Below are 16,169 nucleotides of genomic sequence, written 5' to 3' on the forward strand. Positions count from 1 at the left end.
CACTGCGCCAACTTTGGCAATGCACGCATTGATCCTTTGCACGTGACTGCCATATATCGCCTGAAGCAGTGAAGGAGCCGTAGCATGAGCGAAGGTGAAAGAACCGAGATTGTCGTCGCCGGAGCAGGGCCGGTCGGGCTTGCTGCAGCTCTCGCGCTTGCCAGCAATGGGCGCCGGGTGACGCTTCTGGGACCCAAACCGGCCATGGACGAACGGCGCACAGCTGCCTTGATGCTGCCCTCGCTTGAACTTCTCGAGCGGCTCGGGGTGGCGGATGCTCTGCTCAAAAATGCAGCGCCACTCAGCACGATGCGTATCATCGACGCCACAAATCGCCTGATACGCAGCCCTTCCGTCACGTTTCGTGCTGCGGAAATCGGCGAGGATGCCTTTGGCTACAATGTCCCGAACCGTGTCCTGAACGCCGTCTTGTCCGATAAGGTCGAGGCGCATCCAGGCATCGAATGGAAGCAGGTTCTGGCCCACTCCTGGCAGATCGGGGTCGACCAGGTGCAGGCAAGACTTGTAGGTGGTGGGACGATAGCGGCGTCGATTTGTGTCGCCGCAGATGGACGTAATTCCGCTGCGCGCGATGCTGCCGGCATCGGGGTGCGCAGCCGGATGCTGCCGCAGACCGCGCTTGTCTGCAATTTCGGCCATAAGCGGCATCATGGTTTTGCTTCGACCGAGTTCCACACCGAACACGGGCCCTGCACTCAGGTCCCGTTGCCCGGCGGTTATCGATCCAGTCTCGTCTGGGTCATGGAACCGAGCAGGGCGGAAGAGTTTGCGACGCTCGATGATATCCAGCTGGCCGATAAGCTCGAGGAGCAGATGCACTCGATGCTCGGCCGGACGGAGATCGAGGATGGCCGCGCTCTGTTCCCGCTTTCATCCACTCTGCCCAAGCGCTTTGCATCAGGTCGCGTCGCGCTGGTGGGCGAAGCTGCGCATGTCTTCCCACCAATCACCGCTCAGGGGCTTAATCTGGGACTGCGCGATGTTGCAGATCTTGCGACCTGCATAGGCGAGGCCGGCGATCAGCTGGGTGAAGAACAGTTATCGGCCTACGCGCGAAAAAGGCTTCCCGATATCTTTGCGCGCAGTGGTGCGGTATCGCTCGTCAACGGATCGCTGTTGGCAACCAATCTGCCCGCACAGCTTGCCCGTAGTGTTGGTCTGACTTTGCTTGACCGGCTGCCCGGTCTCCGCGGCTTCTTCATGCGGGAAGGTATGCGTCCGGGCAGTGGCTTGAAAACGCTGTTGCCGCAACTGCCCTTCGGCCGGGTCAGGGAAAAGGATCAATCGGCAGATAGCCGTTCATGATCGCATAAAGCAGCGCAGTCACGGTGAAAACGGAGCAGGCCGTCGTGACGAGGATGCTCGCGGATGCGCGCTGTACCCAGACGTCATATTGCTGGGCAAGAACGAAGACGTTGGTTGCAGTCGGGAGGCTCGCTGTCAGCACCGCGGAGAACACCCATATCTTCGGAAAGGAGCCGATCAGGCCCAGGGCCAGATAACAGATGATCGGGTGAACCACGAGCTTCAGCGGCACGATCAGAGCGAGTTCCCGCGGGAAGCGCTTCAGCGGACGCAGCGACAATGTCACGCCCATCGCAAACAGCGCGCACGGCGCTGCCGCGCCTGCCAGGTAGTCGAGAAAGCGCTCGATGGCCAATGGCGGTTCCCAGGAGTAGTAGGCAGCGATCACGCCTGCCGCCGTCGAGATAATGAAAGGATGCAGCAGTATCTTGCGTGTAACCTGGAAAGCCAGTGCGAGGCCCCTGCCCTTTTCACTGCCGGCGATCGCCATCATCATCGGTGCCACTGCGAAATGAATCACATTCTCGAAGCTGAAGATGAGTGCGACGGGAACTGCAGCTTCAGGTCCAAAAGCCAGCAAGACGAGACCTGGAGCCATATAGCCGATATTGCCATAAGCTGATGCCAGGCCCTTGATCGTGCTTGCAGCGATATTCCTTCCGCTGGACAGCCAAGAAATGGCGAACATGATTGTGAAGATCGTGTAGGTGGCCAGCACGACGCCCAGAATGTAGCGCCAGTTGCCAAGCTGCTCGAACGGGGTCTTTCCAACGAGTTGGAAAAACAGGGCTGGTAGTGCCACATAAACGATGAAGACATTCATCCAGCCGAGCGCTTCCAGCGGTTGTTCAGCTATGCGTGCGGCGATAAAACCTATGAATATCAGGCCAAAAAACGGAATCACCAGGCCAATGATATCTGCCATCGGAAACGACTACCAAGCTTGATTTGCCACGGTACGCGGCGCGAAAACGTTTGATTTGCTTGTCGCGTCGCGCCACATGATGGATAAGGCTCGACATGACTTACGAAATGAAGACAGCGAAATTCTCCATCGGACAAGTCGTCCGACACCGCATCTATCCTTTTCGCGGTGTTATTTTTGATGTCGATCCTGTCTTCGCAAATACGGAGGAATGGTATCAGGCCATTCCCGAAGACGTCCGGCCGGTAAAAAACCAGCCTTTCTACCACCTGCTCGCTGAAAATGACGAGACCGACTATATCGCTTATGTCTCTGAGCAGAATCTTGTTCTCGACGAGTCGGGCGAGCCGCTTCGCCACCCGCAGATCAACGAGTTCTTCGTGGAAACCGTTGAAGGGCGTCTGGCGCCACGCGAGCGCCACGAACACTGAAAGCCTTTTACACAAACGAAAACAGGGCCTCGTGGGCCCTGTCGCAAATCGCAAATGGGTGAAGCGAGCCCTACTGAGCCTGCTTCGCCTTCTCCTGGGCTTCCTTCAGCTTCTTCGTGAACTCTTCGTTGTTCTTGTTCACGAATTCCTGCAGCTTCTGCTGGCGTTCGTTCAGGTCTTCCTGCTTCAGCGGAGGTCCGTCAAAAGCGTCGGTGAAGCCCTTGAGCGTGATCTTGATCGGGTTTGGCTGGTTCTGGAAATTGACGGAGGTCAATGTCAGCTCCGAACCCTTCTTGAAGGACGCGACAATCTGGTCAGAAAGCTGGGCTTCAGCAACGCAGCGGTCCGGCAGACAGATCGCATAGTCGATCTTCGTTGCCGCGCCACCATCGACCTGCAGCCCAACACCGGGGGGGATCAGACGTGCGGTAGGCACTGCAATCTGCAGAACGCGGCGGTTTACCTTGCCCTTGACCTCGATCAGGTTGATCGCGGTGAGCAGCTGGCCTGACTGGGTACGCAGGAGATGCTGGACATTACACACATCCACCTCATCCTGCTTCGTGCACGCCTTGAACCAACCATCCGGCTGTGCCTGCTGCTGCTGGGCCACAGCGGCGCCGCCACCTGCCGCTACGCTGGCGGACAATGCCCCGCCAAATATCAGTGCCAGGCGTGTCGCTTTCGCTATCAGGCTCTTCATATTTTCCGTCCTTCGTGAAAACTTGCTGTGCAACGCTATGCGTCCGCTTCCGGTCCACCTGTTGTGGGCCGAATGCGGCGACAGCATGGCTCGAAGGCGTGTTACAACGGTTGGAGCGCCAAATCCAGTGTTGTGACGTTTCGCTAATCGGCGGACCGATTGCATAGGAGTGGACAAGAGCCCCAATGGCCGCAAGGATGCGTCGAAGGCCCAAGCGGCCACGAATCGATCAATTTGTGCGAGGTTGATGCTATGCGCTCCACGTTCATGCGCCTACCGGCTTTGATGATGACCAGCCTCCTGGCATTGAGTGGCGCAGCTTTTGCCGAAGAGCCAAGCCACGGCATCGCGATGAATGGCGAGCCGGCATTGCCCGCCGACTACACGCATTTCCCATATGCGAATCCGGATGCACCCAAAGGCGGTGACATCACCTATTGCGTCGTGGGGACATTCGACAATCTGAACCCCTTCATCCTCAAGAGCATGCGCACCACGGCACGTGGTGTGATCGATTCCATTTTCGGAAATCTCGTCTTCGAGCCGCTGATGCGCAGGAGTGCAGCCGAACCGTTCACCCTCTACGGGCTGCTGGCGGAGAGCATCGAGATGGATGAAGAGCGCAGCTATGCGGTATTCAATCTCAATCCTGATGCACGCTGGTCCGACGGCGAACCCGTCACGCCCGAGGATGTGATCTTCACCTATGAAACATTCGCGGAGAAGGGCCGCCCGCCCTATTCCAGCCGGATGGCGCGGATCGCCAGCATCGAGAAGACAGGTGAAAACAGCGTAAGGTTCAACTTCAATGACCAGGCAGACCGGGAGTTTCCGCTGATCGTCGCAATGACGCCTGTCATCCCGGCCCATGCCTTCGACAAAGAGACCTTCGACCAGGCGACCCTTGAGCCTGTGACAGGCAGCGGTTCATATGTGATCGAGAAAGTGGAGCCCGGTTCGCGGATAGTCTTCAAGCGCAACCCGGAATATTGGGGCGCCGAGGTGCCTTCCATGCGCGGCTTCGACAATTACGACCAGATCACCATCGAATATTTTCTCAACGAGAATGCGCAGTTCGAAGCCTTCAAGAAGGGCATCTGCTCGGCATATGCCGGCCCGATCTATACCGGGCTTGATCCGCAGAAGATCGAAAGAGACTTTGATTTTCCCGCCGCCCAGAACGGGGACGTGAAGGTTGAAGCTTTCGAGACGCGTATCCCGCCGGTAGTAACCGGCTTCGTCTTCAATACGCGCCGCGAGAAATTCTCCGATCCTGCCCTGCGGCGTGCTTTGGCCAAGCTCTATGATTTCGGGTGGGTCAACAAGAACATGCTCGATGGTGAGCACAAGCGTACGCTGAGTTACTGGCAGGGATCCGAACTTTCCGCGCTGGGCCGCCCGGCAAACGAGATCGAGCGGAAACTGCTGGAACCATACATGGATCGCGTCCTGCCAGAGGTGTTGGACGGTACCTATGGCGCGGATCTCATGCAGAGCGAGGAGATCGGTCGCGAGCGGCTGCGTTCGGTCGTGTCGGATCTGCGCGATGCCGGTTATTCCATCGACGGTGGTGTGCTCAGGAATCCGGAAGGCGAACCCGTCAGTTTCGAAATTCTGCTTGCGTCCGCTGATGAGGAGAAGCTCGCGACGGTCTATCAGCGCGCGCTGAAACGCATCGGCATCGATGTCACGTTGCGTCTTCTCGACGATTCGCAGATGCAGCAGCGCAAGCAGACCTATGATTTCGACATGATGATCGGATCGGTCGGTTTCTCCGGTTCTCTTTCTCCAGGTGTCGAACAGCTTGGCCGCTGGGGATCTGAAGCTGCCAGGGCTGAAGGTTCCTTCAACCTTTCAGGCGCATCAGATCCCGCAATCGACGCGATGATCGACGCGATGTTGAATGCGCGTGATGCGGAGACTTATAATGCGGCCGTTCGCGCGCTTGATCGCCTCTTGATGTCTGGTGCCTATTATGTGCCGACGCAACACAGTTCCAAACAGTATATCGCCTACTGGAATGATCTCGACCATCCGGAAGAGCAGCCGCTGAACGGTTTCAAACTGCGCAGCTGGTGGCATAAGGCAGACCAATGAGTTCAGAGAAAACGCTCAGTATCGATGTCATTTCAGACGTCATGTGTCCCTGGTGCTTCGTCGGGCAGAAGAACCTCAAGCAGGCTCTTGCACAGGTGGAAGATGTTGATGTGAGCATCCATTGGCGCCCCTATCAGCTTGATCCGACACTGCCGCCGGAGGGCAAGGATCGCCAGACCTACCTGGAAGAGAAGTTCGGCAGCAGGGATCGTGCTCAAGCGCTTCATGACCGGATAAAAGAGGCCGGGCGTGCCGCAGACATCGATTTCAAGTTTGAACGGATTGCGACATCTCCGAACACGATTGATGCGCATCGGGTGATCCGTTGGGCCGCAAGTGCTGGCGAAGGCATTCAGGATCGATTGGTTGAACGCCTGTTCGAGATGTATTTCCTCGAGGGTGAGAATATCGGCGAGCACCCGGTTCTCATCAAGGCCGCACGCGAGAGCGGCATGGATAGCGCTGTCGTCGAAACCCTGTTGCCCACGGAAGCCGACCGCGAGGAGGTATCAAGGGAGGTTGCCACCGCGCAGCAGATGGGTGTCACGGGGGTGCCCTGCTTCCTGCTCGAAGGGAAATACGCGCTTATGGGAGCGCAGCCGCCGGAAGCACTTGCAGATGCCATTCGCAAGGTAGCAGAGGCCAAAGCAACAGGCGCTCTGGATCAGCCGCAGGCCTGACCCGTCGCGGGTCAGGCCGCTTGCTTCTCCGCTAGCTTTGCCAGCTGTGTCATGACCACCGCCGCCCCTGAAAGGCGCTTTTGAGACGTCGGCAGATCGCGAATGAACACCACGCTCTGGTCGGGGCGTATCTTCGCCATCGATCCCTGCTGGGCGATGTAACCGACCAGGGCAGCAGGTTCCGGAAAGGCCTGGTTTCGGAACTGAACGACAATGCCCTTTGGCCCTGCGTCCAGTTTCTCGACATTCGCCTTGCGGCAAAGAGCCTTGATATAGACGATCTTGAGCAGATGCTCGACTTCCTCGGGCATCGGGCCGAACCTGTCGATTATCTCCGCGCCGAATGCATCGATTTCATCCGGCGTTTCGAGATCACCCAGCCGGCGATAGAGACTGAGGCGCAGTTGCAGGTCAGGCACGTAGGATTCGGGAATCATCACCGCTGTACCCACCGTGATCTGCGGCGACCACCCGGAATCGACCGCTTCACCGGAACCGCGCAATTCGGCGACAGCCTCCTCCAGCATCTGCTGATACAGCTCGTAGCCGACTTCCTTGATATGCCCCGACTGGGCGTCTCCAAGCAGGTTGCCTGCTCCGCGCATATCCAGGTCATGACTGGCGAGCTGGAAGCCTGCGCCAAGCGTGTCGAGAGACTGAAGGACCTTGAGCCGGCGTTCGGCCATCGGTGTCAGCTTCTTGTTCGCCGGAAGGGTGAAGAGTGCATAGGCACGCACTTTTGAGCGCCCTACCCGCCCGCGGATCTGGTAGAGCTGTGAAAGGCCGAACATGTCCGCGCGATGGACAATCAGTGTGTTTGCGGTCGGGATATCGAGTCCCGATTCAACGATAGTCGTCGACAGGAGAACGTCATACTGACCGTCGTAGAAGGCGTTCATGATGTCGTCGAGTTCCCCCGGCGGCAATTGACCATGTGCGCGTGCTACTTTCAGTTCCGGCACTTCGTCTGCCAGGAACTGAGCCACTTCATCGAGATCGGAAATCCGGGGGACAACGTAGAAGCTTTGCCCGCCGCGGTAACGTTCGCGTAAGAGCGTCTCGCGGATGACCAGCGGGTCGAAGGGCGAGATAAAGGTTCTGACCGCCATGCGGTCCACGGGCGGTGTAGCAATCAGCGAAAGTTCGCGGACACCTGTCAGTGCGAGCTGCAATGTCCGCGGTATCGGAGTTGCCGAAAGGGTCAGGACGTGGACGTCTGTTTTCAGTTCCTTCAGGCGTTCCTTGTGCTTCACACCGAAATGCTGCTCTTCATCGATAATCAGCAAGCCCAGATTCTTGAAGTTCACCGCGTTGCCAAGCAGCGCATGGGTGCCAACGACGATGTCGACCGTTCCCTCAGCGATCCCCTTTTTCGTCTGGTTCAGATCCTTGGTGGATACGAGGCGTGACGCCTGCTCCACGCGCAAGGGCAAGCCGGAAAAGCGCTCCTTGAACGTCTTGTAGTGCTGGCGTGCGAGAAGTGTGGTGGGCACCACAACAGCAACCTGCAGGCCTTCCATCGCGGCAACGAAGGCAGCTCTGAGCGCAACTTCCGTCTTGCCAAAGCCCACGTCACCACAGATCAGGCGATCCATCGGCTTGCCCGACGAGAGATCGTCCAGAACAGCGTCAATGGCATTCTGCTGATCGTCGGTCTCGTCATAGGGGAAACGCGCGGCAAATTCCCCATAGAGCCCCTCGGGCGGCTGGATGCGCGTTCCCGGCCGCATTGCGCGTTGCGCCGCTATTTCGATCAGCTGCCCGGCCATCTCCAACAGGCGCTTTTTCAGTTTGGCCTTGCGTGACTGCCACGCTCCACCACCCAGCTTGTCCAGCACCGCATCGATGCTGTCCGAGCCGTAGCGCGACAACAGTTCGATATTCTCGACCGGCAGGAACAGGCGGTCATCGCCCGCGTAGCGCAACTCAAGACAATCATGCGGTGCGCCAGCGGCCTCGATCGTTTTCAAGCCGACGAACCGACCGATGCCGTGATCGGCATGGACGACGATATCCCCTGCGGAAAGCGCGTTGACTTCGCTGATGAAGTCGGATGCTTTCTTCCGCTTGCGGCTGCGCCGCACCAGACGGTCACCGAGCACATCCTGCTCGCAGATGACTGCAAGATTGGCAGTTTCGAAACCGGTCTCCAGAGGGAGAAGACCCAACCCGGCCTGCCCTTTGGGAAGTCGGGCAAGTTCGGCCAGACTGTTGACGCGCTTCAGGTTTTCCAGGCCGTGTTCGGCCAGGATCTGAGAGAGGCGATCACTGGAACCTTCGCTCCATCCGGCAATCAGCACCTTTCGCCCGTCCTCGCGCAACTTGCCGATATGCTTGACGACATGATCGAAGATGTTGGCGTTGGGGTCCGCGCGCTCTTCCTTGAAGCTGCGGCCGGCGCTCGCTCCAGCGTGAAGGACCTTCAGCGCCGTTCCATCCGGCGTGTGGAAGGGAGTGAAGCGAACCTGGCTGCGTCCTTCCACTCGTTTCTTCACCTCTGATGGAGAGAGATAAAGTTTCGCCGGTTCGACGGGATTATACGGAACCGCCGAGTTGAGGGCATCCCCCTCGTTCTGGCGCTTGCGCGCGTCGAAATGGTCTTCGATCAAAGTGTAGCGTTCTTCGAGCGCATCCAGAGAGAGGTGATCGAATATGATCGGTGCCTCAGGCAGATAGTCGAATACGGTCGAAAGCTCATCGTGAAAGAGCGGAAGCCAATGCTCCATCCCTGCAAAACGGCGGCCTTCGGTGATCGCTGCATAAAGCGCGTCGTCACGCTTGGGAGCGCCAAATGCCTCGATGTAATTTCTGCGGAAGCGGCTGATCGTTTCGGCTGTGAGTGACACCTCGCTCATCGGGTTCAGCGAAATGGAGTTCCTCTGTCCCGTGGTTCGCTGCGTTTCGGGATCGAATGCGCGGATCGATTCCAGCGTATCGCCGAAGAAATCCAGGCGCAGCGCTTCCTCGGCCCCGGGTGCAAAGAGATCCAGGATGCCGCCGCGCACCGCGTACTGCCCCACATCCCTGACCGTAGGTTCACGATCAAAACCCGCCGCTTCCAGACGCTTGGCGAGGTCTTCCATCGACACCTGATTGCCCGGCCTGGCGGAAAATGTCTGAGCCCGGATCTGTTCCTTGGGCGGCATGCGCTGAAGGACCGCATTCGCGCTTACCAGCACAATGGATCGATGCGGAGCTTCGGCCAGAGATGCCATGGAGGACATGGCCGACAGCCGCCGCGCAGACGCATCTGCACCAGGCGACACCCTATCATAGGGAAGGCAGTCCCACGCCGGCAGCTCAAGGACTGGCAGCTCGGGCGCAACAAATTTCAAAGCGTCGACGATGGTGCCCAGCCGCTGACCGTCGCGCATGACAAAGATGACCGGTCCGTCGGGAGCAAGTTCGCGCGATGCCTGGGCCAGAGCGAAAGCATCGTAACCGTCAGCAACACCGTCAACCAGCGTTTCGCGGCCTGTTCGGGAAGCAAGTCCGATCCTGTCCAGCAACTCCGCCATGTGGTTCTACTCGATCCCGTTCGCGCAAAAGGTTCTGATCTGTTCGAAGAGCGGGCTCTCAACCTCGGGCGGTGGAGCAACCTTTCCTGTTATCCATGGAAGAAGATCGGTGTCGGGAAGAGCCAGTATCCTTTCGAACTCATCCATTTCGGATGGCGAAAAGCTCTCCAGATGGCTGTCGGCAAAACCGCCAAGAACAAGATCCATTTCCCGCGTGCCGCGTCGCCACGACCTGATAAGGGCCTTGCGTCGGCGCGGTTCAAGATCTGCGCTGGAGCGGGTGGTTCCGGTCATGGCTGAAGTCCTTTATGAGGATGCGGTGCGCATATAGCGCGGGACGCAGGAGATGTCAGCCTTGCGTGGCCCGTTTTGAGACTTAAGCTTCACCGCCAACCAGGATATTCGGGAATCGCATGCGTCCCTCTGCTCTTGATCCGCTCTTTGCGCCAGCCACATCGCTCGACGGAATTGGTGACAAGATCGCCGGCCTTATCTCCAGGCTCGTGCCGGCGGATCTTACGAACAGGCCGGTTCGGGTGGGCGATCTTCCTTTCATTCTGCCTCACTCCGTTATCGACCGTTCACGGCGGATCCGCATTGCGGAAGCGACCGAGAGCGGTATCGTAACCTTGACCCTGACCGTTGGCGCTCACTATCCGCCGCCGCGCGGCAAGAACAATCTGCCCTACCGTGTCATGGCTTTCGATGAGACCGGCGAGATCGCACTCACATTCTTTCACGGCAGGCAGGTGTGGCTGGAAAAAGCCTTGGGAGAAGGCAGCCGCGTACTCGTCTCCGGCAGGATCGAATGGTTCAACGGGAGGGCCTCCATGGTTCATCCCGACCACATCGTTGCAGAGGCCGAAGCAGAGAAACTCCCGGTGATCGAGCCTGTCTATCCGCTCACTGCCGGCCTATCCGCAAAGGTATTGCGCAAAGGTATCGCCCAGGCGCTCAATCGATTTCCGAAGCTGCCCGAATGGCAGGATGCCGCACTCCAGCAGCGCATGGAGCTCCCGCCAATCGGGACAGCCTTGCAGCGTATTCATGCCCCTGTTTCGCCGGCCGAACTTTCGCCTGAAGGCGCGCCCTGGCGCAGGCTGGCCTATGACGAACTCTTGGCAGGGCAGCTTTCGCTTGCTCTTGTGAGGCAGAAGTCGCGTCGACTGGACGGGCGTCCACTTCTGGGTGACGGGAGACTGGTACAGGGGCTCTTGAACGCCCTGCCCTACCGACTTACCGGTTCGCAGGAAACCGCGCTTGCGGAAATACATGCAGACATGGCCGAGGGCGAGCGCATGCTTCGTCTTCTGCAGGGTGATGTGGGATCAGGCAAGACCGTGGTTGCACTCATGGCCATGGCGCGTGCGGTGGAAGCCGGTGGCCAGGCAGCCTTGATGGCGCCCACCGAGATACTGGCCAGACAGCATCATGCGACCATCGCCAGGCTGGGTGAGGCTGTTGGCCTGAGGGTCGGGCTTCTGACCGGGCGTGACAAGGGACGCGATAGGCAGAAAGTACTCGATGAGCTTTCCGCCGGAGAGATCGACATTCTTGTCGGCACGCATGCACTGTTTCAGGAGGGTGTGAATTTTTCCGATCTTGCCCTGGCCATCATAGATGAACAGCATCGTTTTGGCGTGCATCAGAGGCTCGCGATCACTTCCAAGGGAAATGCGCCGGACATGCTCGTGATGACGGCGACACCCATCCCGCGGACACTGGTGCTCTCCGCGTTCGGCGACATGGATGTCTCACGTCTGACCGAAAAGCCGGCCGGGCGGCAACCGATCAAGACCGTCACCATGCCGATGGAACGTCTGAGCGAACTGGTGGGTCGTATGCGCGATGCTGTTGCCGACGGGCAAAAGGTCTATTGGATCTGCCCGTTGGTGGAAGAGTCGGAGAATATCGACGTGACTTCCGCCGAGGACCGGTACGAGTCGCTCAGGCAAGTCTTCGCCGATCAGGTCGCCCTCGTTCACGGTCGCATGTCGGGCCGGGACAAGGATGCCGCGATGTCGGCTTTCAAGAACGGTGAAGCGCGGGTTCTCGTTGGAACGACCGTTGTCGAAGTCGGCGTGGATGTTCCCGACGCCACGATCATCGTGATCGAACATGCGGAGCGTTTTGGACTTGCTCAGTTGCACCAGTTGCGCGGGCGCGTTGGTCGCGGCGAGAAGGCATCATCATGTGTGCTGCTCTACAAGGGGCCGCTTGGCGAGGTCGCAACCCGCCGCCTGGCAGTCATGAGGGAGACCGAGGACGGCTTCGTCATTGCGGAAGAAGACCTGAAGCTGCGTGGCGAGGGGGACCTTCTGGGCACGCGCCAATCGGGATCACCCGGCTTCCACATCGCGCGACTTGAGTTCCATGGCGATCTTCTGGCCGTTGCACGTGACGATGCACGGCTTGCGCTTACACGCGACCCCGAGCTTCAATCAGATCGCGGAGAGGCGTTGCGGGTGTTGTTGTACCTGTTTGGAAGAGATGACGCGGTAAGATTGCTGCGTGCGGGCTGATCACTTCGCCGCGAAGCTGGCGGCTTGTCTCGCCTTGGCCTCTTCGGCAAGTGCGCGGGTGCGTTCCTGGTATTCAGGTGCAACAAGACCGGCAGATATCACCAGTTTCGCGCCTTCCTCAACCGTCATGTCCAGATCGATGACGTCCTGTTTGGGTACGAACAAGAGATAGCCCGAAGTGGGGTTCGGAGTGGTCGGCAGGAATACGGCAATGGCCGGGCTGTCATCATTGCTGCCCAGCTTGGCGTCCACTTCCCCGCGCGCTTCCGTTGCCACGAAGACCAGTGCCCAAAGTCCCTTGCGCGGATACTCGATGAGACCCACCTTCTTAAAGGTGTCCGAGCGTTCGGAGAGAACTGTTTCGAGTATCTGCTTCAACCCGCGATAGACGCTGCGCACGAGCGGCATGCGGCCAAGCAGATACTCCCCATAGGACACGATGGTGCGCCCAACGAAGTTTGCTGTCAGAAAGCCGACGAGCGTGATCAAGACGAGCGCGACGATCAGGCCGAAACCGGGCACTGCGAATGGCAGATAGGTATCCGGATTGTACCGAGGCGGAATATACGGCTTCACCCATGAATCGACCCATCCCACGAACGACCAGGCGAGATAGGCAGTTATGGCGAGAGGCGCCGTGACGATGAACCCCGTCAGGAAGTAGTTTCTTACGCGGGTCATCATCGCCGTTTTCTTTTGGGCTCTATTTTCTGCAAAAGCTTCATGTTGCAGTGCAAACAATAGCTTCGCCAAAGATGCGCGTCCAGATGGCAATTGGACGCGCTATAATGTCGCTCACTCCACAGTGACCGATTTTGCCAGATTGCGCGGCTGATCCACATCTGTGCCCATGGCAACAGCGGTGTGATAGGCGAGCATTTGGATCGGAAGGGCATAGACGATCGGGGTCACGAATTCCGACATGTTGGGCATGATGATTGTCTTGATGCCATCCAGCGATGTGTGTGCGGCGCCCTTCTCGTCCGTGATCAGGATTATGCGGCCTCCGCGGGCAGCAACTTCCTGCATGTTGGAAGCGGTCTTCTCATAGATCTTGTCGAAGGGCGCGATGACGACCACAGGCATCTGCTTGTCGATCAGCGCGATCGGGCCGTGTTTCAGCTCACCTGCTGCGTATCCTTCAGCGTGGATGTAGGAAATTTCCTTCAGCTTCAAAGCGCCTTCCATCGCCAGCGGATAGCTCGTGTCACGTCCCAGATACAGAACATGGTTCACCTCGGAAAGCTCACGGCCGAGCTCCGCGATCTCACCTTCAAGCTTGAGCGCTTCCTTGATCAGGCGCGGGACTTCCGACAGTGAGCGGACAAGCTGAGCTCCCTCCTCCGCGCTCACCGTACCGCGCTCCAGTGCTGCTCGAACGACGAGAGATGCGAAAATAGAGAGCTGACAGGTGAAAGCTTTCGTCGAGGCGACGCCGATCTCGGGACCGGCCAGGGTTGGATAGATGCCGTCGCTCTCACGTGCGATCGTGCTTTCGCGAACATTGACGATGGAACCGATGGCCAGTCCGGCGCCCTTGCAGTAGCGCAACGATGCGAGCGTATCGGCCGTTTCACCGGACTGTGAAACGAAGAGTGCGGCACTGCGCTTGTCCAGCGGCATCTCGCGGTAGCGGAACTCCGACGCCACATCGCTGTCCACTGGGAGACGGGCGTAACGCTCGAACCAGTATTTGGCGATCTGACCTGCCAGATATGCCGTGCCGCATGCCGAGATGTAGAGCCGGTCGATATTCTTGAAATCGATCGCTGAATCCAGCTCCTTGTAGCCACCATTTGCGAAATCGAGATAGTGGGCAAGGGTTTGGCCGGTTACTTCCGGCTGCTCATGGATCTCCTTCTCCATGAAATGACGGTGATTGCCCTTGTCGACAAGAAGCGTGGTGCCGACCGACTGCTGCTTCTGGCGCTCGACGGCCTGCCCTTCCATGTCGAAGATTTCGATGCCGCTGCGGCGGATAACCACCCAATCGCCATCTTCAAGATAGGTGATCGCATTGGTGAAGGGCGCAAGAGCAATTGCATCCGAACCAAGGAACATCTCGCCATCACCATGGCCTACCGCGAGCGGTGGCCCGCTGCGTGCCGCCACGATCAGATCTTCATCGCCCTGGAACATGATCGCGAGGGCGAATGCACCCTGCAAGCGCTTCAACGCCGCATGAGCGGCTTCTCTGGGGGCTTTTCCCGCCTTCAGTTCGCGTGCCACCAAATGGGCGACGACCTCTGTATCGGTCTGGGATGCGAAGCTATAACCGTCGGCTTTCAGCTCATCGCGCAACTCACCGAAGTTTTCGATGATGCCGTTGTGGACGATAGCCACACCGTCGGAGAAATGCGGGTGTGCGTTGGGTTCATTGGGGATGCCATGGGTGGCCCAGCGGGTATGTCCAATACCGATCGTACCCTTGAGTGGCTTCTCGGCGAGGCGCTTCTCAAGATTGATCAGCTTGCCTTCCGCGCGGAGCCTGTCCAGCTGCCCTTCGCTCAGTGTTGCGACACCTGCAGAATCGTAGCCTCGATATTCCAACCGCTTGAGTGCGTCCACGATGAGTGGTGCGACTTGCGAATTGCCGATGATACCCACGATTCCGCACATGAGATCGCTTCTCCAGATGATGTCTTTTCAGTGAGGTGGTGCCGCAGAACTGCGACACCCTTTCCTCGGAAAGTGCAAAGGCGATGTAGCCGAACCGCCACAGTTGCGAAACACACACTTCGTTGCAACCATGTCACAGATCGGTTGCCCGCTTTCTAGTCGATATCGGCCACTTCGCTCCTGGATCCGCCATCGACGCGCGCGGACAGTGAAGCGCGCATGAAGGCATCGAGATCACCGTCCAGCACGTCCTGGGGGCTGGTGCTTTCCACGCCAGTACGAAGGTCTTTCACAAGCTGATATGGCTGAAGAACATATGAACGGATCTGATGTCCCCAGCCGATTTCGGTCTTGGAGGCTTCAGTTGCGCTAGCAGCTTCTTCGCGGCGCTTGAGCTCTTCTTCGTAAAGGCGCGAACGCAGCATGTCCCAGGCTGTGGCACGGTTTTTGTGCTGAGAGCGCTCCTTCTGACACTGAACCACGATGCCCGAGGGAATGTGGGTGATGCGTACAGCCGAATCGGTCGTATTGACGTGCTGGCCACCCGCGCCCGACGCGCGATAGGTATCGACGCGAACATCGGATTCGGGGATGTCGATCTCGATCGTGTCGTCGATGACCGGATAGATCCAGACACTGGCAAATGACGTGTGGCGGCGCGCATTGCTGTCATAGGGCGAAATACGCACAAGCCGATGCACGCCTGATTCGGTCTTGAGCCAGCCATAGGCATTGGTGCCGCGCACGAGGATCGTTGCGGACTTTATGCCGGCCTCCTCACCGTCATGAACTTCCAGAACCTCGACTTTCATGCCGCGACGGTCAGCCCAGCGGGAATACATGCGAAGCAGCATGTTGGCCCAATCCTGGCTTTCCGTACCACCCGCACCGGCATGAACTTCGAGATAGGTGTCGTTGCCGTCCGCTTCGCCTGAGAGCAGCGTTTCTAGCTGCCGCTCGGCAATCTCGGCCTTCAGGCCACGTATAGCCTCCTCGGCTTCGGAAACGATGGACTGGTCGCCCTCTTCTTCGCCCATCTCGATCAGATCGACATTGTCCTGAAGCGATTGGGCCAGGCCATTGATGCCATTGATATTGTCTTCAAGAGACTGGCGTTCGCGCATAAGCTTCTGCGCCTCCTGGGGATCATCCCAGAGATCGGCATCTTCTGCACGGGAATTGAGGTATTCGAGACGTTTTACGGCTTCGTCCCAGTCAAAGATACCCCCTCAGCAGGCTTATGGCCTGCTTGATTTCGTCGATGAGATTGGCCGTTTCGGCTCGCATATTGGCTTACTCTTGATTGGATATGAATATGGATTCGGCGCGGAACTTATGGTCCGCGCCG

12 protein-coding genes are annotated in these 16,169 nt (G+C 58.4%); 5 read left to right on the forward strand and 7 right to left on the reverse strand.

Annotated elements, in window-relative coordinates; genetic code table 11:
* Window positions 1–84 precede the first annotated feature (84 nt).
* Entirely contained in the window at window positions 85–1,326 is a 1,242-nt protein-coding gene (locus EL18_RS05135) for a UbiH/UbiF family hydroxylase (protein ID WP_036480503.1), read from the forward strand.
* On the opposite strand, the gene EL18_RS05140 is transcribed toward EL18_RS05135, so the two are convergent.
* Window positions 1,289–2,251 (reverse strand): AEC family transporter, encoded by a 963-nt coding sequence (locus EL18_RS05140; RefSeq protein WP_036480505.1) that lies wholly within the window; start codon window positions 2,249–2,251, stop codon window positions 1,289–1,291. The genes EL18_RS05135 and EL18_RS05140 overlap by 38 nt on opposite strands.
* A gap of 107 nt (window positions 2,252–2,358) precedes the next feature.
* Here EL18_RS05140 and hspQ point away from each other — a divergent pair, with 107 nt between their 5' ends.
* Entirely contained in the window at window positions 2,359–2,682 is a 324-nt protein-coding gene (gene hspQ, locus EL18_RS05145) for a heat shock protein HspQ (protein WP_036484019.1), read from the forward strand.
* Between the two features lie 70 nt (window positions 2,683–2,752).
* On the opposite strand, the gene EL18_RS05150 is transcribed toward hspQ, so the two are convergent.
* Window positions 2,753–3,385, reverse strand: a complete 633-nt coding sequence (locus EL18_RS05150) for an invasion associated locus B family protein (protein ID WP_036480508.1) — start codon at window positions 3,383–3,385, stop codon at window positions 2,753–2,755.
* 285 nt (window positions 3,386–3,670) lie between these two features.
* Here EL18_RS05150 and EL18_RS05155 point away from each other — a divergent pair, with 285 nt between their 5' ends.
* Both EL18_RS05155 and EL18_RS05160 read left to right on the forward strand, forming a co-directional pair.
* On the forward strand, window positions 3,671–5,482 hold the full coding sequence (locus EL18_RS05155) for an extracellular solute-binding protein (protein WP_244444513.1): 1,812 nt from the start codon (window positions 3,671–3,673) through the stop codon (window positions 5,480–5,482).
* Entirely contained in the window at window positions 5,479–6,162 is a 684-nt protein-coding gene (locus EL18_RS05160) for a DsbA family oxidoreductase (protein ID WP_036480511.1), read from the forward strand. The genes EL18_RS05155 and EL18_RS05160 overlap by 4 nt, the downstream gene beginning before the upstream one ends.
* 11 nt (window positions 6,163–6,173) lie before the next feature.
* Here the strand turns inward: EL18_RS05160 and mfd are convergent, their stop codons facing one another.
* Window positions 6,174–9,680: a transcription-repair coupling factor gene (gene mfd, locus EL18_RS05165; RefSeq protein WP_051913774.1), complete on the reverse strand. Its 3,507-nt coding sequence runs from the start codon at window positions 9,678–9,680 to the stop codon at window positions 6,174–6,176.
* Window positions 9,681–9,686: 6 nt separating this feature from the next.
* Window positions 9,687–9,974: an FAD assembly factor SdhE gene (locus tag EL18_RS05170; RefSeq protein WP_036480515.1), complete on the reverse strand. Its 288-nt coding sequence runs from the start codon at window positions 9,972–9,974 to the stop codon at window positions 9,687–9,689.
* 119 nt (window positions 9,975–10,093) lie between these two features.
* Between EL18_RS05170 and recG the strand changes: the two genes are divergently transcribed.
* Window positions 10,094–12,202 carry an ATP-dependent DNA helicase RecG gene (recG, locus tag EL18_RS05175; RefSeq protein ID WP_036480517.1) on the forward strand — a complete coding sequence of 703 codons (2,109 nt, stop codon included), beginning with the start codon at window positions 10,094–10,096 and terminating at the stop codon, window positions 12,200–12,202.
* Here the strand turns inward: recG and EL18_RS05180 are convergent, their stop codons facing one another.
* The 3 genes from EL18_RS05180 to prfB all read right to left on the reverse strand — a co-directional run bounded on the left by EL18_RS05180 (window position 12,203) and on the right by prfB (window position 16,108).
* Window positions 12,203–12,883 (reverse strand): DUF502 domain-containing protein, encoded by a 681-nt coding sequence (locus tag EL18_RS05180; RefSeq protein ID WP_051914166.1) that lies wholly within the window; start codon window positions 12,881–12,883, stop codon window positions 12,203–12,205. It lies immediately after the preceding gene.
* A gap of 114 nt (window positions 12,884–12,997) precedes the next feature.
* Window positions 12,998–14,821 carry a glutamine--fructose-6-phosphate transaminase (isomerizing) gene (gene glmS / locus EL18_RS05185; RefSeq protein ID WP_036480520.1) on the reverse strand — a complete coding sequence of 608 codons (1,824 nt, stop codon included), beginning with the start codon at window positions 14,819–14,821 and terminating at the stop codon, window positions 12,998–13,000.
* A 155-nt stretch (window positions 14,822–14,976) separates the two neighbouring features.
* Window positions 14,977–16,108 (reverse strand): peptide chain release factor 2 gene (gene prfB / locus EL18_RS05190; protein ID WP_425277133.1). Its coding sequence is split into 2 segments (ribosomal slippage): window positions 14,977–16,038 and window positions 16,040–16,108, totalling 1,131 coding nucleotides; the frame shifts between segments, so codons are not numbered across the junction.
* Window positions 16,109–16,169 lie beyond the last annotated feature (61 nt).

The organism is Nitratireductor basaltis, assembly GCF_000733725.1.
Lineage (GTDB): Bacteria > Pseudomonadota > Alphaproteobacteria > Rhizobiales > Rhizobiaceae > Chelativorans > Chelativorans basaltis.

Coding starts and splice junctions, on each gene's coding strand:
- EL18_RS05135 (WP_036480503.1), top strand. CDS start 85: ATGAGCGAAGGTGAAAGAACCGAGATTGTCGTCGCCGGAGCAGGGCCG.
- EL18_RS05140 (WP_036480505.1), bottom strand. CDS start 2,251: ATGGCAGATATCATTGGCCTGGTGATTCCGTTTTTTGGCCTGATATTC.
- hspQ (WP_036484019.1), top strand. CDS start 2,359: ATGAAGACAGCGAAATTCTCCATCGGACAAGTCGTCCGACACCGCATC.
- EL18_RS05150 (WP_036480508.1), bottom strand. CDS start 3,385: ATGAAGAGCCTGATAGCGAAAGCGACACGCCTGGCACTGATATTTGGC.
- EL18_RS05155 (WP_244444513.1), top strand. CDS start 3,671: ATGATGACCAGCCTCCTGGCATTGAGTGGCGCAGCTTTTGCCGAAGAG.
- EL18_RS05160 (WP_036480511.1), top strand. CDS start 5,479: ATGAGTTCAGAGAAAACGCTCAGTATCGATGTCATTTCAGACGTCATG.
- mfd (WP_051913774.1), bottom strand. CDS start 9,680: ATGGCGGAGTTGCTGGACAGGATCGGACTTGCTTCCCGAACAGGCCGC.
- EL18_RS05170 (WP_036480515.1), bottom strand. CDS start 9,974: ATGACCGGAACCACCCGCTCCAGCGCAGATCTTGAACCGCGCCGACGC.
- recG (WP_036480517.1), top strand. CDS start 10,094: ATGCGTCCCTCTGCTCTTGATCCGCTCTTTGCGCCAGCCACATCGCTC.
- EL18_RS05180 (WP_051914166.1), bottom strand. CDS start 12,883: ATGACCCGCGTAAGAAACTACTTCCTGACGGGGTTCATCGTCACGGCG.
- glmS (WP_036480520.1), bottom strand. CDS start 14,821: ATGTGCGGAATCGTGGGTATCATCGGCAATTCGCAAGTCGCACCACTC.